This is a genomic window from Streptomyces sp. NPDC002309, from assembly GCF_053593375.1.
The window spans coordinates 1-20987 of sequence record NZ_JBSFCI010000068.1; the positions used below are offsets into that span (position 1 = coordinate 1).

Annotated in this window: 13 protein-coding genes and 9 pseudogenes; 11 read left to right on the top strand and 11 right to left on the bottom strand. The window is 68.2% G+C overall.

All coding sequences use genetic code 11. From position 1 onward, the window contains the following. The first annotated feature begins 180 nt into the window (after positions 1–180). Both ACWCPM_RS33035 and ACWCPM_RS33040 read left to right on the top strand, forming a co-directional pair. Positions 181–1265 (top strand): IS630 family transposase gene (locus ACWCPM_RS33035; RefSeq protein ID WP_450979960.1). Its coding sequence is split into 2 segments (ribosomal slippage): positions 181–706 and positions 706–1265, totalling 1086 coding nucleotides; the frame shifts between segments, so codons are not numbered across the junction. A gap of 132 nt (positions 1266–1397) precedes the next feature. Then, the gene (locus ACWCPM_RS33040; RefSeq protein ID WP_450979961.1) at positions 1398–1859 is read left to right on the top strand and encodes a hypothetical protein; all 462 of its coding nucleotides are present in this window, start codon (positions 1398–1400) and stop codon (positions 1857–1859) included. Between the two features lie 321 nt (positions 1860–2180). On the opposite strand, the pseudogene ACWCPM_RS33045 reads toward ACWCPM_RS33040, so the two are convergent. From ACWCPM_RS33045 to ACWCPM_RS33060, 4 genes and pseudogenes are all read right to left on the bottom strand, one after another. Then, positions 2181–2635: pseudogene (locus ACWCPM_RS33045) on the bottom strand (ArsI/CadI family heavy metal resistance metalloenzyme); the annotation flags it as partial. A gap of 27 nt (positions 2636–2662) precedes the next feature. Continuing rightward, positions 2663–3415 (bottom strand): annotated as a pseudogene (locus tag ACWCPM_RS33050) (flavoprotein); the annotation flags it as partial. Positions 3416–3421: 6 nt separating this feature from the next. Next, positions 3422–4235: pseudogene (locus ACWCPM_RS33055) on the bottom strand (IS5 family transposase). A gap of 170 nt (positions 4236–4405) precedes the next feature. Continuing rightward, positions 4406–4870 carry a hypothetical protein gene (locus tag ACWCPM_RS33060; protein WP_450979962.1) on the bottom strand — a complete coding sequence of 155 codons (465 nt, stop codon included), beginning with the start codon at positions 4868–4870 and terminating at the stop codon, positions 4406–4408. 99 nt (positions 4871–4969) lie between these two features. Here ACWCPM_RS33060 and ACWCPM_RS33065 point away from each other — a divergent pair. The 3 genes and pseudogenes from ACWCPM_RS33065 to ACWCPM_RS33075 all read left to right on the top strand — a co-directional run. Continuing rightward, positions 4970–5367 (top strand): annotated as a pseudogene (locus tag ACWCPM_RS33065) (IS3 family transposase); the annotation flags it as partial. A 517-nt stretch (positions 5368–5884) separates the two neighbouring features. Continuing rightward, on the top strand, positions 5885–6604 hold the full coding sequence (uppS, locus tag ACWCPM_RS33070; RefSeq protein WP_450979963.1) for a polyprenyl diphosphate synthase: 720 nt from the start codon (positions 5885–5887) through the stop codon (positions 6602–6604). Next, positions 6601–8061: an oxygenase MpaB family protein gene (locus ACWCPM_RS33075; RefSeq protein ID WP_450979964.1), complete on the top strand. Its 1461-nt coding sequence runs from the start codon at positions 6601–6603 to the stop codon at positions 8059–8061. Before uppS ends, ACWCPM_RS33075 begins: the two co-directional genes overlap by 4 nt. A gap of 504 nt (positions 8062–8565) precedes the next feature. On the opposite strand, the pseudogene ACWCPM_RS33080 reads toward ACWCPM_RS33075, so the two are convergent. Beyond that, positions 8566–8815: pseudogene (locus tag ACWCPM_RS33080) on the bottom strand (YhjD/YihY/BrkB family envelope integrity protein); the annotation flags it as partial. Positions 8816–8917: 102 nt separating this feature from the next. Here ACWCPM_RS33080 and ACWCPM_RS33085 point away from each other — a divergent pair. Then, positions 8918–9406 carry a GNAT family N-acetyltransferase gene (locus tag ACWCPM_RS33085; RefSeq protein WP_450979965.1) on the top strand — a complete coding sequence of 163 codons (489 nt, stop codon included), beginning with the start codon at positions 8918–8920 and terminating at the stop codon, positions 9404–9406. A 402-nt stretch (positions 9407–9808) separates the two neighbouring features. On the opposite strand, the pseudogene ACWCPM_RS33090 reads toward ACWCPM_RS33085, so the two are convergent. After that, positions 9809–10593, bottom strand: a pseudogene (locus tag ACWCPM_RS33090) (transposase). Positions 10594–10598: 5 nt separating this feature from the next. Beyond that, a pseudogene (locus ACWCPM_RS33095) lies at positions 10599–11362 on the bottom strand (transposase family protein); the annotation flags it as partial. Between the two features lie 502 nt (positions 11363–11864). Between ACWCPM_RS33095 and ACWCPM_RS33100 the strand changes: the two are divergent. After that, on the top strand, positions 11865–14459 hold the full coding sequence (locus ACWCPM_RS33100; RefSeq protein ID WP_450979966.1) for a Pls/PosA family non-ribosomal peptide synthetase: 2595 nt from the start codon (positions 11865–11867) through the stop codon (positions 14457–14459). 91 nt (positions 14460–14550) lie between these two features. Further along, positions 14551–14808: pseudogene (locus ACWCPM_RS33105) on the top strand (TSUP family transporter); the annotation flags it as partial. 13 nt (positions 14809–14821) lie between these two features. On the opposite strand, the pseudogene ACWCPM_RS33110 reads toward ACWCPM_RS33105, so the two are convergent. The 4 genes and pseudogenes from ACWCPM_RS33110 to ACWCPM_RS33125 all read right to left on the bottom strand — a co-directional run bounded on the left by ACWCPM_RS33110 (position 14822) and on the right by ACWCPM_RS33125 (position 18053). After that, a pseudogene (locus ACWCPM_RS33110) lies at positions 14822–16143 on the bottom strand (APC family permease). Between the two features lie 361 nt (positions 16144–16504). Continuing rightward, positions 16505–16918 (bottom strand): arsenate reductase ArsC, encoded by a 414-nt coding sequence (locus ACWCPM_RS33115; protein ID WP_450979967.1) that lies wholly within the window; start codon positions 16916–16918, stop codon positions 16505–16507. 26 nt (positions 16919–16944) lie between these two features. Beyond that, positions 16945–17682, bottom strand: coding sequence for an aquaporin (locus tag ACWCPM_RS33120; protein WP_450979968.1), 738 nt, complete (start codon positions 17680–17682; stop codon positions 16945–16947). Continuing rightward, positions 17679–18053, bottom strand: coding sequence for an ArsR/SmtB family transcription factor (locus ACWCPM_RS33125; protein ID WP_450979969.1), 375 nt, complete (start codon positions 18051–18053; stop codon positions 17679–17681). The genes ACWCPM_RS33120 and ACWCPM_RS33125 overlap by 4 nt, the downstream gene beginning before the upstream one ends. 105 nt (positions 18054–18158) lie before the next feature. On the opposite strand from ACWCPM_RS33125, the gene arsM reads away from it, so the two are divergent. The 3 genes from arsM to ACWCPM_RS33140 all read left to right on the top strand — a co-directional run bounded on the left by arsM (position 18159) and on the right by ACWCPM_RS33140 (position 20861). Further along, positions 18159–19052 (top strand): arsenite methyltransferase, encoded by an 894-nt coding sequence (gene arsM, locus ACWCPM_RS33130; protein WP_450979970.1) that lies wholly within the window; start codon positions 18159–18161, stop codon positions 19050–19052. Between the two features lie 859 nt (positions 19053–19911). Beyond that, the gene (locus ACWCPM_RS33135; RefSeq protein ID WP_450979971.1) at positions 19912–20331 is read left to right on the top strand and encodes a hypothetical protein; all 420 of its coding nucleotides are present in this window, start codon (positions 19912–19914) and stop codon (positions 20329–20331) included. Beyond that, positions 20328–20861: a hypothetical protein gene (locus ACWCPM_RS33140; RefSeq protein ID WP_450979972.1), complete on the top strand. Its 534-nt coding sequence runs from the start codon at positions 20328–20330 to the stop codon at positions 20859–20861. The genes ACWCPM_RS33135 and ACWCPM_RS33140 overlap by 4 nt, the downstream gene beginning before the upstream one ends. The last annotated feature ends 126 nt before the right edge of the window (positions 20862–20987 follow it).

The following is a 20987-nucleotide window of genomic DNA, read 5'->3' on the forward strand; positions in this document are numbered from 1 at the left end:
CGACATCTCGAAGCGTGGAGAACGGCCGCCTCCGCTGTCCCGGAAAGAACCGCAGATCAGCAGGTCGGGTGACGTGCGAAGTTAAACGTCAAGCTAAGTTACCGGTATTGAGCTACTGACCTTTGCGGCGTGATGTCGTTGGGGGCTGACGATGTGTGATCGTCGCGGTATGCCTGGTGTGTGAGATATCCGCAGGGTGGTGGGCTGACGCCTGAACGGCAGGCGTTTCGCGAGCGGATCCGGCTGGAGGCTGCGGAGCGATTCGCTGCCGGCGCCTCCAACGCCGAGGTCGCCAAGGACTTACGGGTCAGCGTGCGCTCGGTACAGCGCTGGCGCCGGGCCTGGCATGTCGCCGGCACCGAGGGGCTGCGGTCTGCCGGGCCCGTCTCCCGGCCCAGACTGAGCAAGGCCCTGTTCTCCGTCCTTGAGCAGGAGCTCGCCAAGGGGCCGGTCGCGTACGGCTGGCCGGACCAGGCGTGGACGCTGACGCGGATCAAGACGCTGATCGGGCGCCGGTTCCACAAGAGCATGACGCTGTCGGCGATCGCGCGGATGCTGCACCGGCACGGCTACAGCCACCAGGTCCCGGTCCGCCGGGCGGTCGAGCGCGACGAGCAGGCCGTGGCCGGCTGGGTGAAGGAGACCTGGCCGCAGGTGGAAGGTCCGTGGCGGCGCTCGACGCCTGGCTGTGCTTCGAAGACGAAGCCGGCTTTTCGATGACGCCGCCCACCGCACGGACCTGGGCCCGGCGCGGACGCACACCCGTCATCCGGGTCCGCGGACGCTCCCAGCGCCGCTTCTCCGTCGCTGCCCTGGCCTGCTACAAACGAGGTGAGCGCTCACGGCTGATCTACCGGCCCAAGCGGCATCTCGATCACAAGCGCGGCGGCAGACGCAGTTTCACCTGGACCGACTACCGCGACCTGCTCATCGCCGCCCACCACCAACTCGGCGCACCCATTGTGCTCGTGTGGGACAACCTCAACGTCCACAAGGACCGCCGACTGCGGGAGTTCATCGACACCCACGACTGGATCACCTGCTACTTCCTGCCGGTCTACGCACCGGACCTCAACCCCGTCGAGGGCATCTGGTCCTTGCTGCGACGCAGCAGCCAGGTCAACACCGCCTTCACCGACCCCGACCACCTCATCAGCACGCTCCGACATGGTCTCCGCCAGATCCAATACCGCAGCAAACTCATCGACGGATGCCTTGTCGAAACAGGACTCACGTTGACGACATCACGGCGACAACGTCAGTAACAGGCCCGATGCGATGTCGTCCGCGTGAGGGAGGCACGCTCATGCGCAGTGAAGCAATCGCCGCGAACAGAACGATCAACTTGCTCTAAGCTGCTTTCCTCGCAAGCCAGTTCGATCCGAAAGGGTCATCACATGACCAGTATCCGCCGCGCCCTGACAGTGGCCGCCGCTGCCGCGAGTGCCGCCATCCTCAGCACGTCCCCCGCCTCGGCCTACCCCAACTGGCAGCCGTGGGTCCCCACGGCCATGACCACCTGCGGAGAAACGACGCCGAGTAAGACGTCCAACAAAGTCATCAATCAGACCTGCATGATTGTGAACCCGAACGACGAGGAGAACGCTCAGGGTGTACTCCTCGTCAGAAACAACGCGTCGGTGAACATCACCATCGACAGCGCCCGCGTCTACTGGCTGGACGCGTACGGCATGAATCCGTTCGGTGAGGCGTCCTGCGTCAAGAAGGTCCTCGTCCCAGGCGAGCTGACCGCCTGTTACGGGATGTCGGCCTGGCCCGCGCCGGCCGGTTCAGTTCAGAGCAGCTACATGTACAACGGCATAAAGACCATTACGAAGTCGGTCTACTTCTTGCCATAAATCCATTCCTGGCAACGGCGGTGACTCCCACACGGACGGGCCACCGCCCCTGCCCACTCGATCGACGGCAATCGGGCGACGTCATACGCATCGAGCGCCAAGCCCGCATGGGGCAGGCACTCGACCACAACACGTTCCTTGCTCAGTCGAAAGCGTTGTACTCGTGGTGCTGCTGGCCACGGCCGATGAGCCCGACGTCGGCACTCCTGAGTCCTGGTGCCCGGCGGCTGCGCACAGGGGGGGCAGCGCGGTGCGAGGCCGTGACCGGTTCCTGTTCCGGTCACGGCCTCGTTGGCGTGGAGGTTGGGTGGCGGCGGTTAAGCAGCAGCCGCCTCTAACGGCCGGTTGTTGGGGGTCGGCCTTCGTGGAGCCGGTGCAGCAGGTGCTGCGTTCTTGCTTGGCCAGGGTGTCGGCGTCGGCCTTGACGACGTACACCTCCCAGGGTTCCTGGCCGGGGCCCTGGACCCAGACCTTGTCCTGGAGGGCGTAGCAGCAGGTGGTGTCGTTCTCCACGTCGGCGGCAGGCCCGGCTTCGGCGAGGCGGGTGGTGGCGGCGTGGACGGCTTCGGTCGTCTCGACCTCTACGCCGAGGTGGTCCATGCGTGTCGCCTCGTCCGGGGTGCCCTGATGAGGACGAGCTTGAGCGGAGGCTCGGCGATGGCGAAGTTGGCGTAGCCGTCGCGGAGTTTGGCGGGCTCAGTGCCGAACAGCTTGCTGTAGAAGGCGATGGAGGCATCGAGGTCGGGGACGCGGAGCGCGAGTTGTAGGCGGGACATGGCGGACCTCCTTGTGTGGGTGCGGGCTCAGCAGCCTCCGGAAGTGGCCGGGGCGCCGAGTCCGATCTGGAGAGTGGTCGGGGCTGCGCAGCATCCACAGCCCTCGCTGTTCTGGGCGGCGTCGGGGTCGTCGAACAGGCCGGCGCCGCCGCACACCCCGGTTTCAGGAAGGGTCAGTTCGACGCGCTCGGCGGCTTCGCGGTCGCCTGCGAGGGCGGCGGCGATGGAGCGGACCTGCTCGTAGCCGGTCATCGCCAGGAACGTGGGGGCGCGGCCGTAAGACTTCATGCCGACCAGGTCGACGTCCTGCTCGGGGTGGGCGAGCTCACCCACGCCGTGCGGGTAGACGGTGCCGCAGGAGTGCACGTTGGGGTCGATGAGCGGGGCGAGAGCGGTCGGGGTCTGGAGGCGTTCGTCGAGTCCGAGGCGGACCTCGGAGAGGAAGGTGAGGTCGGGGCGGAAGCCGGTGAGGGCGATGACTTCGTCGACCGGGTCCAGGCGGCGCCCGTCCTCGGCGACCAGGATCAGACGGCCGTCGGAGTCCCGCTCGACGGCTTCGGTGCGAAAGCCCGTGGCGGAGCTGGCGTGGTCTGCCTCGACGGCGGCCTTGGCGCGCAGGCCCAGGGCGCCGCGGGCGGGCAGCTGGTCGGCTTCGCCGCCGCCGTAGGTGTTCTCGCCGATGCTGCAGCGCAGAATCCACACCGCGTGCGTGCCGTTCTCTTCGTTCGCGAGGTCGGAGAGGTCGGAGAGGTCGGCGAGGTCGGCGAGGGCGGTGAAGGCATCATCTCAGGATGAGGTTCGCGGGCGGCGGAGGCATATGAGGCTGCAGGCCAGTTCGAGCAGGCCCTGGTGGAGATCGGCGCGTCGTTTGTGACGGGTGCAGAGCCGCTTGAACTGGTGCAGCCGGGCGAAAGCGCGCTCGACCACCCAGCGCGACTTACCCAGTCCGGAGCCGTGGGCGACGCCGCGTCGTCGGGCGATCAAGGGTTTGATGCCGCGCTTGCGCAGCAGGCGGCGGTACTTGTCGAAGTCATAGCCCCGGTCGGCGTACAGACGCCGGGGTTTGCGGCGGGGGCGTCCACGAAGTCCCGGAATCGGTGGGACGGCTCCAACAGCGGCAGGAGCTGGGTGACGTCGTGCCGGTTGCCGCCGGTGAGGGTGACGGCGAGCGGGGTTCTGTGACGGTCGACGATCAGGTGGTGCTTCGCGCCAGGGCGGGCACGGTCGACGGGTGAAGGGCGCCGACGTGATCCCCCTTGCAGAGCCCGGACGTGCGACCCGTCCACGGAGCAGGCATCCAGGTGTCCAACAGGCCGGCGCGGCGCAGCACGGTGAGCACGGCCGCGTGCGGGCGCGGCCACACGCCGGCCTCGGTCCGATCCCGCAGCCGGCGCCAGGCCGTCACCCCGGAGTAGCCCACCGTCTCTGCGGGGACATCACGCCATGCGACACCGGTCCGCAGCACATACATCACACCGGCGAGTGCCATTCGGTCGGGAACGCGCAGCCGGCCGGGGTGGCGATGGCGCCGCTCGGGAGCAGGCTGCAGCAGCGGGACAACCCGCTCCCACAGGTCGTCAGGAACAAGATCAGAACGCACCCCGCACACCCTGTCGACCTCGTCAAGCACAAGACCCACCGCTCAACGCATTCTGAAACGATTGGTCAGGCTCGTCACTTCTGGTGCAGGACGATAGGTCAGGCAGCCCTTGTCGTCGGTGAGTACGGTCACGAGCGGGCCCGTGGGTGCTTGTGCTTGCCGGCCATCGCTTACGGGCAGGAACCGGCCTTCTGCGCGATGATGTACGCCTGCGACGGGTTCTCGATCTTGACGTAAACCGGCGTGCTGGAGTTCGACCGGTCGTAGGTCATGGTCCACCTCTTCGTCAGAAGCGGGAACTCGTTGAGGAACTCGACCTTGTAGCAGTAGCCCGCGTCGACACGGAAAGCGTCCCAGTCCTGACGGCTCGGAGTCCGCTCCGTCGGGTAGATCCACTTCGTGGAGCTCAGGCTCACGCAGCCCGTGCTGGCGGTAGCCGTCGTTCCGGTCGAGCAGGTCCAGTTTTGGACGGCCAGCACTCCGAGGTGGCTGCCGTTGGTGAACTCGGAGCAGCCCGTGATATCGCACGAGCCGCCCGCCTGGGCAGTCGACGCCGAGCCGAGAAGGGCAAGAGAGGTGACCGCCAACGTGGTGGCGGTTGTCCGGCCCAGCTTGACAGCCTTTTCCTTGATCAAATTGACTCCCAACTAAGTTCTGTAGAGTGGTCGTTGACATAATGGGTGCGATCGTTCTTGAGGTACAAGGCTTTGCGCGCTTTCCGCAGGGGCCAGGTCCTGGCCGAGCGGATCCGGGAGGTCCACGGCGAGTCCGGCGGCGCCTACGGCTCCCCGCGGGTGACGGCCGAACTCCGCGATACGGGTCTGCGGGTCAACGAGAAACGCGTCGCCCGGGTGATGCCACGGGCATCCGCCTGCGCAGACGCGTCCGCACCACCGTCCCCGACCCGGCCGCCGCACCGGTCCCGGACCCCTTCCAGCGGGACTTCACCACCGCCCCGGAACCGGTCCTGAAATACATGGGAGACATCACCTACCTCCCCTTGGCGGGCGGGGGCCTCTGCCTCGCGACCGTCCTGGACTGCTTCAGCCGGAGAGCTGTCGGCTGGTCCATCGCCGACCACATGCGCACCAGACTGGTGTCGGACGCCTTGCGGATGGCAGCCCGGACCCGTGGTGTCGTCTCTATCGGAAAAGGAGACCAGCCGAAGGACTTGATGGTGGTCCAGTTCTCCGGGACGACGATCTTCACCGGTGCGCCGGTAGGTGTAGGAGTGCAGGACGTAGGTGTCGGTACCGTCGTTGGCCTCGACCGTGGACGTCCCTGACCAAGTCGCCGCCGAGGGGCTGGTGACCCTGTTGGAGCTTTGAAAGGAACGGTGCGCGAGTTCGCCGCTTCACTCGCACGATTCGAACGCATGAGTCGAGGGTGACGGTCACCCGTTCGGCCGGTCAGGGCCCTTCCGCGCTGTCAGACTCCCGAGGGGACGCACTGGTGGGGCGTGGGCGAGACGGGAGCGGCGAGGCAGAGTGGGCGTGACCGAGCATAGTGTGGCCGGTGGTGGCGCTCCGGACGGGGCGGGGCCAGGCGTGACGGACTACTGCGTCCCGCGCACACGCGCGGTGACGGAGGACCAGCCGGGCGGGCGACAGTGCGGTGGTGGACCCGGGCAGCGTCGGGACGAGGGGGTGTTGCGCGCGAGGCCCCGGCACGTGGCATGCGTGATGGACGGCAACGGCCGTTGGGCGCAGCGGCGTTCGCTTCCCCGTACGGCGGGTCACCAGGCCGCGGAAGCCGCTGTCATCGACGTCATCGAGGCGGCCCGGGTCGCCGGTGTGGAGTGGCTCAGCCTGTATGCCTTCTCCACCGAGAACTGGAGCCGCCCTGGCACTGAGGTCGAATTCCTGATGCGTCTGGTGCGTCGGGTTGTGCGCAAGCATGCGCCGCTGCTGCTCGCGCGGGGCATACGCTGCCGTTTCCTCGGAGTCGCCGACCCGCGCATCCCGCGTCAACTGGCGCAGAATTTTGATGACCTAACGGCGCTGACCACCGACAACCGGGGGATGACGCTCACCGTCGCCTTCGACCACGGCGGGCGCCGGGACATCGTCGAGGCCGCCAGGTCGCTGATCCGCAGCGGGATCCCCGCCGACGAGGTGACCGAGCGGCTCTTTGCGGACCACCTGCCTTTCCCCGACACCCCCGATGTGGATCTGGTCATCCGCACCTCCGGTGAGCAGCGCATCTCCAACTTCATGCTCTGGCAGGTCGCCTACGCCGAGTGGGTCTTCCCCGAGGTGCTCTGGCCGGACTTCCGGGCTCCCGACTTCCTCGCCTGCCTGCACACCTACCGGCGCCGCGACCGCCGCTTCGGCGGCATGCCCGCCCGGACGAACGGAGACCCGTCATGACCACCGAAACGGGAACGGCCGACGAGGCATCCCTGTTCGGCCCGGAATCGCATTTCAGCGCCTTCTTCGACGACCCGCGCTGGGCCCTGGCGATGATCCGCGCCACCGTACTGGAGGCCGCTCACCCGCAGATCGGCGCCGCCCTCGTCGACAACTCCACCTTTGTAGCCCACCCTTGGCGCCGACTGCGCAACACCTTCCTCAGCATGCGGCGCATGTTCGGCACCGACCCGGCGGTACGCGAACGGGAGGCCGCCCGGCTCAACCGGCTGCACGCCCGCATGAGCGGGTCCGACTCCCGCGGACGCGCCTACGACGCGATGGACCGCGCGACCCGCGCCTGGGTGGTCGCCACCCTCTTCGAGAGCGCCGTCACCATGTGCCGGCTGAGCGGCCAGCCGCTCGGCCAGGACACGATGGAGCGGATGTACGCCGAGTACCGCGCGTTGCTCGCCGCGCTCGACGGCGACGCCGCAGAACTCCCCGAGGACCTGCACGACTTCTGGCGATACTTCGACCGGGTCGTCGAAAACGAGCTGGAGAACACCGAGGCGGCCCGCGTCATCCTCTACCGGCTTTTCGACCACCTGCCCGCCCCTGCGCTGCTCGATGGCGCGCCGACGCTGTGGGCAGCCGGCCGCGCTGTCGCCGGTCCGGTCCTCGGCGCGATCACGGTCGCCTCGCTCCCCGAGCCCTACCGGCGCCGGGCCGGCCTGCCCGAGATGCCTGGCGCCCCAACCCTCATGCAGGGCGCCTACCTTGCCGCCGGGCTCGCCCGATTCCTGCCCGAGGGCTGGATCAACGCCGAAAGCATCATCGAAGCCCTCTCGCTGTCGCCCGACAGCGACGACCCCCGCGCCCGCACCGTAACCGCCCTGCGCGTCCGCATGAAGCGGGCATCGGCCCTGTTCCGCCTCCTCACACCACTGAGTGGCGACACCAACGCCGTCCCAGCACCTTCGGCGGGCACAGAAGAGTACCGACGCTTGGCGGAGGAGTTCTTCCGCCGGGTGCTGGACCAGACCGGCAACGGTCACCTCGACTGGCCTGACCTCGCCGCCATGGCACGCGAACTCTCCACCCGCCTTGACCTGGACGAGCCCGAGGAGACCCGGCTCTACGACGCCTTCGCCGCCTGGTGGCGCGAGCTTCAGGCCGCCCTCGACACGGACGGCGACGGCCGCGTCAGCGCCGAGGAGTACGCCACCGCCGTCCCTTCCCTCGCCGGACCCGCACTCATCCGCGTTTCCGAGGTCCTCTTCGACGCCACCGACAAGGACGGCAACGGGAGCATCGACGCGGACGAGTACCGAACCCTCTTCCGCACCGCCTTCCACTGCGACCTCACCACCACCAGCGGTGCCTACGGCCGGAGCGCCTTCGTGGCCGACTTCCTCTCCTTCATGGCGGGCCGCCGCACGAGCACCCCGTACGACCCCCTCCTCGCCGACGCCTGACGAGCTCGTGCTTGGGTTGGCGGCCACCGCTGCACGCTCCTGCACCTACGTCCCCAGCGAGCCGATGGAGTTGATGCGCACGGCCAAGGAGGTCGAGGAGCAACTGCCCGCCGCGGCTGCCGACCGCATCATCGCCGGCAGAGCTACAGCGAAGGCGGAGCATTCACTGCCCGAGGCCCTGCCGCTGGCCGAAGCCGCAGGTCTGGGACCTGAAGAGATCGCACGCACACCGGATGCGTCCGCAGCACCATCACCGGCCAAGCCTTGGCCGCGGCCTGTGAGGCGGCGACGAAGAAGCTGCAGCGGCGCATGGGCACGGCTCTGCACCGTGACGGCTGTGAACCGACGTACACCGGCAACCGCTACTCGTTCACCGGCGGCAACCCCACGCGCTTCGTCGAACTGGACGGCCACCTCGCTTTCCTCGCCGCGCTGGCACCGGTGGCAGCGATCGTGGTTGTCGTGGTCGTGGCGGCAGCCGTGACCGTCGCCGTCGAGGAGGCTGTACAGAATCACGATCATGATGGTGACCAGCGGCACCAGCACGGTCCACTTCGCGATCGACCACGCGTTGAGCACCCTGTCGCCGGCGCCCCGAGCTGCGCCGGCCTCCTGGTCGGAGTGCCAGTGAAGTGAAGACCACGATCAGCGCACTGCCGACCGCGAGGATCAGCGACACGACCGTGACGCCGACACGGACGGGCAGCACCTTCCACAAGGGGCGACCCTCGGGGACGTCGTAGACCGCATTGGCGCCGGGGCCTGGGCGAGCGGTTCCCGGGAGTGGTGCAGGTACGCCTGCCCGAGCAGCCGACCCGCCGCACGAAGGCACTCTCCGGTGCGAAATACTATCCCGATGAGTTCACGCACTTCCCCGGTCAGCTGGCCGATCACGATACGGAGGGCCGTCGCGCGGGATGCCAAACGGCTCACGCGGCTGGTGCGTGGCTCAGGCGCCTACGAGGGTAAGTACGCAGCCGCAGTGGCTGGCTACCGGGTCGGTCCTGATTACATCGAGGCCCACCGCGCCTTTGTGGCCGTCGGCGACGGCGAGCATGGAGGCAGGGTCCTCGGGTTCTACTCGCTCGTTCTCGCTCCACCAGAGCTCGACCTGCTGTTCGTTGCCGACGAAGTGCAAGGACGTGGTATTGGACGGCTGCTCGTGGCGCACATGCAGTCCGAGGCCCGTGCCGCCGGGCTCGAATGTGTCAAGGTCGTGTCGCATCTTCCCGCGGAGGACTTCTACCACCGCGTCGGTGCAGTGCGGACCGGGACCGCGCTCGCGAACCCGCCCGCCGTGCCGTGGGACCGTCCCGAATTCGAGTTTCGCATTCTTTCGGAATGACGCGGTGCGCCGGTTCGCAGGACACCGGCTTCGCCTGCATGGTGACCGGCATGCAGGAGCCGCCGGACGCCGCGCGCTCCGTGTACGCCGTCGTCTCCGCCCTGGCGGGGGAATCGCCTGTGCCAGCGCCTTCTCCCGGCGACTCCCTCGCCTCCGGCACTCCCAGGGCCATCGAAATCGCGTACACCTCGGCTCGCTCCACACACCATCGAGGTTGGCCGCGTGAATACCCCGCCGCCGGTCGCCGAGGGACACTCCAGGTCATCGACGACATGGACGGTGACATTGCCGAGGCAGCCCGGTGCAACTGCTCGGCCGGTGACGACCAGCCTCACGAGCCCGAAATTCGCACCACCCTGCTGCCCCGGCCGTACCGTAGAGGCTGTCCCGTAGGGGTGTGAGTTATCTGGTGAGGGCCATGTTGTGTAGCTGGGCGATGCCGAGCATGGCCTGGTGAATGCCACTGCCCTTGAGCCGGCAGGCACGCAGGATCTTCCATTTCTTCAGCCGGGACAGAGTTTCACCGGTGCCCGGGCCCGTGGATAGCGTTCTCCGCTTCCCGTTGTGTGCTGAGATGCTCCTGGCCACGCCGTTTGCGGTGTGGGATAAGCAGGCCGGTGCCTTGGTAGCCGCCGTCGGCGATGACTGGTGTGCCCCGGCAGGCCCGGTCGGCGCCGGACTCGGTAAAGGCCCGGCAGTCGTTCCGGCTGCCCGGCAGGGGCAGGCCGATCGCCACGACAGGCGACTGTTGGCGTCGATGACGACCTGCAGATTGGTCGAGTACCGGTAGTTCTAATAGCTCGTCGGTGAGCCTGAGCGCGTGAGTGCAAGGGCCCACCAGCAAGGTGGAAGCGTGGCCCTGCTTTGGGACGTTGATCTCCTTTGTCAGACCGACGTCACCTCACCCTGCCCTGCCGGGCGGAGACCTTCGGTAGTTCCGGGACCTGGATCTCTCGTGTTGACGGTGTCCATGCGCGGCCGGCGCGCCGGTGAGATCGCCAGCAAGTGTGCGAGGTGATCGAGGATGCGGTCGGCCCAGCGGACTTCGAGACTCCGAAGAGCGGCACAACCTGCCGCAATGTGAGGTTCGTGCGCCAGCACGTCGCCACCAGCAGCACCCGGTCCTCAAGCCGCGGCCGCTGACCCCGCCGGTCGGCCGGAATTCCGGTCCATTGAGCCTTTGCCAACCTGAGTTTGAGCAGGTGAGGTGGAGGGTGAGGACGGCTTGGACGAGGCTGGTGATGCGGGTGGTCGAGCACCGGAGCTTGCGTAGGAGCCGCCAGTTCTTGAGGGTGGCGACGGCAGGCTCGACCAGAGCCCGGATCCTGGCCTGTGAGCGGTTCACGGCCTGCTGCCCTGCGCGGACAGATTGTCCCAGCGGCCTCGGTACGGCACGCGGACAGCCGGTCCGGCGCCCTGGTAGCCCTTGTCCGCCCAGCAGTCGATCTCTGCTGAGGTGAGGGCGTCGAGGATGCCGTGTTCGCGTGCGGCGCGGATGTCATGGACGGCTCCAGGCAGGGCGGGTGAGGCCCACAGGAGACGTCCGGCCGGGTCGGCGAGGACCTGGACGTTCATGCCGTGCTTCTTGTGTTTGCCCGAGCAGAAGGGCTGGTCGGCGGCGATCCGGTCGATGGGCAGGAGTGTGCCGTCAAGCAGGACGAACGCCTTCCTCGATGCTTGGCGGACGGCTTGTTCGAGCGTGGGTACCAGGGCGGCCAGGAGATCGACGGCCTCGGTGATGTACCGGTAGGCCGTGGAGGTGCCGATGCCGAATCCGGCTGCGAGCTGGGTGTAGGGGTGCCCGTTGCGCAGGTGAGCGAGGGCAAGCAGGGCCTGTCGGCCGGCGCTCAACCGGCGCCATCGGCTGCCGATCGCACGGCGACGTTCCCGGATACGGGCGGTGAGGAAGCGAAGGTGCGAGCTGGACAGGTCCAGTCCGGAAGGGTAGACAACCAGAAGCCTCTGGCAGAACGGGTGATCTTGGTCGTGAACCCGTCTACCAGGGGCTTCACTCGTTTGTCACGCCAACTACCGGACCGCGAAGGCAGGTTGGAAAAGGCTCATTGTTTCCTGCAAGGGGTTTGGTCACTGTTGGACCCGAGGCGCTGAGGCCGTTCACAGGAGTAGATTTCCGTATCAAGTATTGCATTTCAGTAGCAGGGCAGAATTTTCGTGATCGTGCCTACTGGAGGGAACGTTCGGCGCCGGATACTTGGAGGTTTCGCCAAGTGCCGCTGTCGCCTTCAGGCATGCGCCCAAAATAAAAGGTTCGATGGCGAATCGACCGGCATCCTGCGGTGATGGCAGGTGAACAGCCCATGCTTTCGCGCTCTCATGATCACGCCAGCGTTCATGGCCGTGTGACCTGCCCATTGGGTGTTTCGCCCGCTGCCGCGGAAAGCCTCGGGGCCAGGGCCCGAAGTGGTGGTGCTGACTGCAAGGCCATGGAGGAACGTTCATGATCGGCAACAGCGTTGAGCGAACCGCGGCCACTCCTGCCGGGACGGTGTCCGTCGAAGACGGCGCAGGGAACGGCACGCGTGCGGCGCGGAGCAGCACTGAGAGTCTGCTTGCGGAGGTGTTGGCCGGTGTCCTGCGTTCCGACCAGGTGTCCGTGGACGGCCACTTCTTCACAGATCTGGGTGCGGATTCGATGGTGATGGCGCAGTTCTGTGCGCGGGTCCGTAAGCGGGGCGATCTGCCGATGGTGTCGATGAAGGACATCTACCGGCACTCCACGATCAGGGCCCTGGCTGCCGCTTTCACGGACACGGCCCCCACCCCGCTCCCCCTGGACCAGGCGGCACCAGTCAGTTCGTCCATCACGGCGCAGGTCGGCGTGCAGCCAAGCGCGCCGACCTATGTCCCGGCCGGGATGCCGACAGGCACATGGCGCCACGTACTGTGCGGGATGGCGCAGTTGCTGGTGTTCCTCGGGTTCACCTGTCTCGGTGCCACCGCGGCCTTCCGAGGCTATGAGTGGATCGAAGCGGGTTCCGGGGTGGTCAGTGTCTATGCGCGGGCGGTCGTGTTCAGCGCGGTGATGTTCTTCGGGCTGTGCGCTGTGCCCGTCGCGGCCAAGTGGGTGCTCATCGGCCGCTTCACCCCACGCATGATCCCCGTATGGGGCTTTGTCTACCTGCGCTTCTGGTGCGTGAAGTCCCTCATACGCACCAGCCCGGTGCGACTGTTCACCGGGTCACCGCTGTACGTGCTGCACCTGAGAGCCCTCGGCGCCCGCATCGGCAAGGGCGTCACCGTACTCACCCGTAACGTTCCAGTCTGCGCTGACCTGCTCTCCATCGGTGACGGCACCGTCGTACGCAAGGACGTGTTCCTGTCCGCCTACCGGGCGCATGACGGCTGGATCGAGATGGGCCCCGTCACCCTCGGCGTGGATGTGACCGTCAGCGAACAGTCCGTCATCGACATTCAGACGGAGATGGGTGACGGCGCCCAGCTCGGCCATGCGTCCTCCCTGCATTCAGGCCAGAAGGTCCCTGCTGGTGAGTCGTGGCACGGCACACCGGCGCAGCCGACCGATACCGACTTCCGGGCAGTCGGGCCCGCGGCATGCGGCTCCGTGCGCCGGGCGTTCTACGGCCTGTGGCAGACGATCGCCATCCTGCTGGTGTATCTGCCGCTGACGGTGGCCGGCGTGACCATGCTGCTCACCGCAGTGCCGCAGCTCAATGCCGTGGTCACAGCGGGGGCACCGGCCTTCGCGAGCCCGGCGTTCTTCCTGGAGGCGCTGGGCGCTTCCGTGGTGGTCTTCTTCGGCGGGCTGTTCGCGGCGCTGCTGTTCATGAGCACCTTGCCACGGCTGCTCGCCCTGATGGTCAAGCCGTGCAGGATCTATCCGCTGTACGGCTTCCGCTACGGCATCCAGCGTGCGGTCACGCGGGTGACCAACGCCAGGTTCCTCGTCCTCCTGTTCGGGGACAGTTCCGCGATCGTGCACTACCTGCGGTCGCTCGGGTACGACCTGTGCGGTGTGCAGCAGACGGGGTCGAACTTCGGCTCGCTGGTCAAGCACGACACCCCGTACCTGACCCGGGTCGGCACGGGGACGATGGTCGCGGACGGACTGTCGGTCATCAACGCCGACTACTCCAGCACGTCCTTCCGTCTCTCCCCGGTCTCCATCGGGGCGAGCAGCTTCCTCGGCAACAACATCGTCTATGCCTCACGTGCCCGGATCGGCGACAACTGCCTGCTGGCGACAAAGGTCATGGTTCCGATCGACGGGCCGGTGCGCGAGGGGGTGGGCCTGCTGGGCTCGCCGAGCTTCGAGATCCCGCGAACGGTGCTCCGTGACAGCCAGTTCGACGACCTGGCCACCGGTGACGAGCTGCGCCGTCGCGTTGCCGCCAAGAACAGGCACAACGCCGTGACAGCGGGACTGTTCTTGCTGATGCACTGGTTCCACTTCTTTGTGCTCGCGCTGATCACCGCGGCTGCCGTGGACCTTTACCACGTGGTCGGCCCGGTGGTGTTCGCTTTGGCGGTCCTGCTCAGCCTGTCGTTCACGGTCGGCTTCTTCGCGCTGGTGGAACGGACAGTCACAAGGATCCGCCCGCTCAAACCGCTGTACTGCTCGATCTACGATCCTGGCTTCTGGGCGCACGAACGCTTCTGGAAGCTGACGACACACCGCTACATGCAGATCTTCAACGGCACCCCGTTCAAGGCCCTGGTCTGGCGGCTGTTGGGCGTCAGACTCGGCCGACGGGTCTTTGACGACGGATGCTCGCTGGTCGAGCGGAGCCTTGTCAGCATCGGGGACGGTTGTACCCTCAACGCCGGAAGTGTCATCCAGTGCCACTCGCAGGAGGACGGCGCCTTCAAGTCCGACCGCATCACCATCGGCTCGGACGTGACGCTCGGCGTGGGGGCGTTCGTCCACTACGGAACCACCATCGGCGATCATGCAGAGCTCGACGCAGATGCCTTCCTGATGAAGGGCGAGGAGGTTCCCGCCCGCGCCCGGTGGACCGGGAATCCGGCCCAGGAAGTGGATGTCGTCAGCGGCGCTGCCCGTGCTGGGAATTGACGGGGCCCCGTCCTGCCGGGGCGATGCCGCTTATCACGGTGGTCGCGAGGTCGTCGTCGAAGCCCGGCTGAATCGTCAGCGCGCGGCATGCCCCATGGCCCGCGTCGCACCGGTCACGCTCGCCGCGACCTTCACCACCTCCGTCGCAGGGGCCGCCGCATACGCGGCACTCGCTCAAGTGAGTTAGGGGCCTGTCGCACCCAACTGGTGGCTGGACCTGGCCTGCGGCCTCGGCGGCCTGATCGGCGGCTACCTCGGCGCCCGCCTCCAGCCCCACCTGCCCGCTACCGTGCTCCGCCTCTTCCTCGGCACCCTCCACGCCATGTACGCCACCCAGGCCCGGTGCTGACCTGCACAGGAACTCAGCTGGACGCGGGGGCGACCCTCCGCCGCGGGCCCGCGGGGCCGCTGTCAGGGTCGGGGTCGCTGGTCCTGGCCTTTCGCAGGCTGTAGACGGCGGCCCCGAGGATGAGGACTGCTGTGCCGGAGATGACGGTGCTCAGGGGCAGGGCGAAGGCGAGGGTTGCGCAGCCGGCCAGTCCGATGACGGGTACGAGGCGGTTGGGTCGGCCCTCTTGCGGGGTGAGGGTCCAGGCAGAGGCGTTGGCGATGGCGTAGTAGGCCAGGACACCGAAGGAGGAGAAACCGATCGCGCCGCGTACGTCGGTGCTCGCTGCGAACAGGGCGACGACGGTGCCGACGGCCAGTTCGGCGCGGTGCGGCCCACCGAAGCGTGGGTGGACGGCGGACAAGGTGTGCGGCAGGTGCCGGTCGCGGGCCATGGCCAGGGCGGTGCGGGAGACCCCGAGGATCAGCGCGAGGAGTGAACCGAGCGCGGCGACGGCGCCGCCCAAGCGGACGGCGGGCACCAGCCAGCCGGCGCCCGCGGCCCGTGCGGCGTCCGACAGCGGTGCGGTGGCCTCCGCGAGCCCGTCGGGGGCGAGCACGGTCAGGACGGCGATGGCGACGAGGGTGGAGACGGCGAGGGTGATGCCGAGCGCGATCGGGACGGCGCGCGGGATGGTGCGGGCAGGGTCGCGGACCTCCTCTCCGAGGGTGGCGATGCGGGCGTAGCCGGCGAAGGCGAAGAACAGCAGGCCCGCCGCCTGGAGCACTCCGCCGACGGTGGCGTCCGAGCCGATGTCCAACCGCGCGGCATCCGCGGCGGCCGAGGTCAGGGTGGCGACCACGACGGTAGCGAGCACGGCCAGGACGACCGCGACGATGGCGCGGGTGATCAGCGCGGACTTCTGTACCCCCGCGTAGTTCACCGCGGTCAGCGCCACCACGGCGGTCACCGCCACCACCTGGGCCTGGCCGGGCCACAGAAGGCACCGACGGTCAGAGCCATCGCCGCGCAGGAGGCGGTCTTGCCGACGACGAAGGCCCAGCCGGCCAGGTAGCCCCAGAAGTCGCCCAGCCGCTCCCGCCCGTAGACGTAGGTGCCCCCGGACTGCGGGTACAGGGCGGCCAGCCGTGCCGAGGACGTCGCGTTGCAGTACGCCACGACCGCCGCCAAGGCCAAGGCGATCAGCAGCCCGGAACCGGCGGCGCCGGCCGCCGGGGCGAGCGCGGCGAAGATCCCGGCCCCGATCATGGAGCCCAGGCCGATCACCGCCGCGTCCGACACCCCCAGACGACGCTTCATCGCGCCCGCGCCCGTCTGGGCCCCCGCCGTGTTCATTACTGACTCCCTGTCGCGCCCGTCTTCGATCGGGCGCACCGTAACCGAGGAACATGTCCGGCCGGGTCTGCCGCAGGGAGCGCCGGCGCCCGTCGGTACGAGGGAGACGGCCCCGAGCTCTGATCGGACCATGCGCCCACAAGACCGCCGACATCAGGCCACCGCTCCACCGAACCTGCACGTCACTGCCGCTGAGGGCGGCAACCACGGTTCGGTTCAAGGCGCCAGGATTCCGCGCACTCGCGCGCTTCTGTGTTCGATGTCCTGGCCGGGCGAAGCGAGCTTCTCGACCGGCCCTACCGGGAGCGGCGCGCGGTCTGCGATCTCTTCGCCCGCGTTCGGACCGCGTCCCGCGCAGCGGTCAGGCGGAGGCCGCAACGCCCATTTCGGTGAGCAGACCGCGTACCCGCCGTTCGATGGCGTCGCGGATCGGCCGGATGGCCTTGACGCCCTGACCGGCGGGGTCGTCGAGCTGCCAGTCGAGGTACCGCTTGCCGGGGAAGACGGGGCATGCGTCGCCGCACCCCATGGTGATCACCACGTCCGAGGACTGCACCGCCTCCGAGGTGAGGACCTTCGGCGTCTCGGCGGAGATGTCGATGCCGACCTCCTGCATCGCCTCCACGACCGCCGGGTTGACGGAGTCGGCGGGCGCGGAGCCGGCCGAACGGACCTTGACCCGGTCACCGCCGAGGTGGGTGAGGAAGGCGGCGCCCATCTGAGAGCGGCCGGCGTTGTGGACGCAGACGAACAGGACCGACGGGGGAGTACTCATGGCGGGTGTCTCTCTGAGAAGTGTGGTCAGGACGAGGCGGGTTCGGGTTCGCTGCTCGGGACGCCGGTCTCGCGGCGTGGCGGGGCAGCGTCCGGGGCGTAGACCGCGGCCACGACAGCAAGGCCGAGTGCGGCGCCGAGCAGCTGGGCGGCGATGAACGGGGCGACGGAGGCGGGCGCGATACCGGCGAAGGTGTCGGTGAAGGCGCGGCCGACGGTCACCGCGGGGTTCGCGAACGATGTGGAGGAGGTGAACCAGTAGGCGGCCCCGATGTAGGAGGCCACCGCGGCCGGAGCGAGCGCGGCGCGGCCGACCCGGGTGAGGCCGAAGATCAGCAGGATCAGCCCGGCCGTGGCGACGACCTCGCCCAGCCACAGGTGACCGGCGGACCGGTCGTGGGTGGAGAAGTTCACGAGCGGCCTCGCGAACATCGCGTCGGCCAGGATCGCCCCGCCGATCGCGCCCGCGATCTGGGCGGGCACGTATGCGGCGGCGTCTCGCAGGGGGAAGCCGTCCGGGGTCCGGCGGCCGGTGAACCAGGCGGCCAGGGTGACGGCCGGGTTAAAGTGCGCGCCGGAGACCGGCCCGAGCAGCAGGATGAGGACGCCCAGGCCGAAGACGGTGGCGAGGGAGTTGGCGAGGAGCTGCACGCCGACGTCGTGCGACAGCTCGGTGGCCTGGATGCCGGAGCCGACCACTACCGCCACCAGCAGTCCGGTGCCGATCGTTTCGGCGGCGACGCGGCGGCCGAGGGAGGCGTTCACGCGGTGACTCCGGCGGGCTGCGCGGTGGTCAGGAACGCGGCGAGCTTGTCCAGGACGCCGGGCAGCACCCAGTAGTAGACCCACGTGCCGCGGCGTTCGCAGTCGATGAGGCCGGCCTGGCGCAGCAGCTTGAGGTGGTGGGAGATGGTCGGCTGGGACAGGTCGAAGGCAGGGGTCAGCTCGCACACGCAGACCTCCCCGCCCTGCCCGCGCGAGGCGATCATCGACATAAGGCGTAGCCGGACCGGGTCTCCCAGGGCCTTGAAGACCTTCGCCAGTTCGGCCGCCTGGTCTTCATCCAGTGCTGCGGCGGATAGGCCCGGGCAGCAGACGGCGTCCTGGCCGATCACCGCAAGCTCTTGTTTCGACATACCTCTATGTTGACGTTTTTCAATTCAGAGCGCAAGGTTGCATCAATGAACATCAATACAGGCCGTTCTGGGTCCATGCTGTGGCCCGCCACCTGGGAGTGAGTCATGAGCGAGCAGTCCACCGACCTGCGCGAGACCGTCCGCCGCCGGTACGCGGCGGCAGCCGTGGAAGTAACCGAGGGCGGTACCGCATGTTGCGGGCTCGAGCCGGTCGAGGTCGACGAGAACTTCGGCTCCACCCTGTACGCCGCCGACGAGCGTGACGCCCTGCCCGCCGAGGCCGTCGCCGCCTCCCTCGGCTGCGGCAACCCCACCGCCGTGGCCGAGCTGCGCGAAGGCGAGCGCGTCCTCGATCTCGGCTCCGGAGGCGGCATCGACGTCCTGCTCTCCGCCCGCCGCGTCGGACCCACGGGGAAGGCGTATGGGCTGGACATGACTGAGGAGATGCTCGCCCTCGCCCTCGCCAACGCGGCGAAGGCGGGGGCCACGAACGTGGAGTTCCTCAAGGGCACGATCGAGGTGATCCCGCTGCCCGCGAACACCATCGACGTCGTGATCTCCAACTGCGTGATCAACCTGTCCGTCGACAAGCCCGCCGTGTTCGCCGAGACCTTCCGCGTCCTCACGCCCGGGGGTCGCATCGGTGTCTCCGACGTCGTCGCCGACGACGCCCTCACCCCCCAGGAGCGGGCCGAGCGCGGTGACTACGCCGGCTGCATCGCCGGCGCGCTCTCCTTCGCCGAATACCGCACCGGCCTCGAAGCCGCAGGGTTCACCGACGTCGAAATCACCCCGACCCACCCGGTCGCCGACGGAATGCACTCCGCGATCGTCCGCGCCACCAAGTCGCTGGCCACCGAGACCCAGACCGAGGTGACCGAGTCCGCCGACGCCTGCTGCGGTGTCAACGCCTGCTGCACCTCCGGCGAAACCGCTGCCGATCCCGCCCTGACCGTCACCGAGGCCAAGACAGGCTCGGGCTGCGGCTGCCAGAAGTGAGCTGAGCCCACGGTGAGCGGGTCCTCGCCCAGAGGGCCTGCTCACGTGCGAATACCGCGGACGTCACTCCCGACCGGTGGCTCGGACTGGCTTGAGGTGCCGGCGGACTGACCGGCAGTGACCTCTCTCGGGCGTTTCGCCGATATGGTCCGCCTCCAGCGCGGGTACAGCCCGGCTGGAGTACCAGGGGGCTTGTGCCGTGTGGACGTGAGACGTTTCCCCGGGACTGGCCTGGCAGGCCCTCCTCAGCGGCGCGCGGACCATGCCTTGCTGTCAAGGAAGTGGATTTTCCCGGCCGACCTCGCCCAGGCGGATGCGCTGGATGTGGCGGAAGTATTCGAAGCGCTCGACGCCCGGAGTGATCACGATGAGGATGTCGGCGCCGGTGCCGTGGGTGGATGCTGCGTTCCGCGGTCACGATGTCGTCGCCGGAGAGGATCTCGGCGGCACCATCCAGCAGGAAGAACATCTCCGCGGAGTGCCGGTGCAGATGCGGTGGGGCGCCGTTGGTGCCCGCCGTCAGGGTGACCCGCACAGTCGACAGCGCCCCACCAGACGCGCTGCTGTCAGCCAGCAGCGTGAAAACTCCGTTGGGATCATCATCGATCGTCTCGGCCTCCGCCGCACGGACGATCACAGACGAGTCGAAGCGGCACGAACAGTGACATTTCCGAACCTCCTCGTGACGGGTCACGACCAGGCTTGGGGGCGCTCCGTCAGCTTCCCGAGCTGAGGTCCCTCCAGCGCCTGGACAGCGGGGACCGCGCTGGCTGCTTCTGGCGATTCCGGTCTGACGGGAGTGCCGTTTCCCTACGCTGAGTCTGCGGTACAAGCAGAGCCGCATGCCAAGGAGTTGAGTATGAGTGCGGAGATCGTTCAGTTTGTAGGGCAGGCGGGCCCCTACCTGACGGCAGCCCTGGGGGCCTATGGCGCGGGAGTGCTGACCCGGGCTGAGAATGCTGCGGTCGAGGCGACGGCAAACGTCGGGCGGCGAATGCTGCAGTCGGTGTGGCGCCGCCGGGACGAGCAGGGACGTGCCGAACTGGAGGCGGCTGTGCAGGACGCGGCCGAGGCAACCGACGACGAGGACGCAGCTGCGGCAATGCGGCAGCAGCTCAAGCGTGCGGTACGCGAGGACGCCGAGTTGCTACGGGAATTGGCCGCGTTGCTGCCGTCTGCCGGTGGGCCGGTGACAGTGACTGCGTCGGGTGAGCGCTCCATCGCGGCACAGACGATCGGTATCGCAGTCACCGGTGACAACGCCACGCTCAGGCCGTGAGCGATGATTACCCGGCCGCGGCAAGTGGGCCACAGGCCTCGGGTCCGCGATCGGTCGCGGCCGCCGGCAGCATCGAAGTGGCGATCACGGGTGATGGCGCCCGGGTTGTGATGCTGCCGCCGGAGGCGGTGCGTTGGGCGCGGGAGGTGAGCGCGCCGCCTGGGGCGGCGAATTTGCCTGAATCGGCGTCCGGGGTGTTCGTCGGCCGGGACCAGGAACTGAAGAGGCTTCGGGGGCTGCTGGCCCGAGGTGGCGAGGCCGCGGTGACTCAAGCTGCCTCCGGGACGTGGGCTATCCACGGGTTGGGCGGGATCGGGAAGAGCTCTCTCGCGCTGCACTATGCCCACGAGTACCGGCAGGAGTACACGCTGGTCTGGTGGATCACTGCTGAGTCCACCGAACAGATCGTCACGAGTCTGGCCGCGCTAGCAGTGAGGCTGTGCCCGCAATGGGCGGCAGCGGTGGGAGTGGAGGAGCGTGCGGCATGGGCGGTCGTCTGGTGGGGCCTTGACTCAAGGCTGGGTAGTTAGCGTTTTCGCAGGTCACGCAAGTCGGGCTGGGGCCCATGATGTTGCGGCGTAGAGGCCGGGGCCGAGCTTGTGGATGAGGCCGCTGGCGGCCCATCGGTTCAGTTGTCTGTACATGGTCTCCAGGGT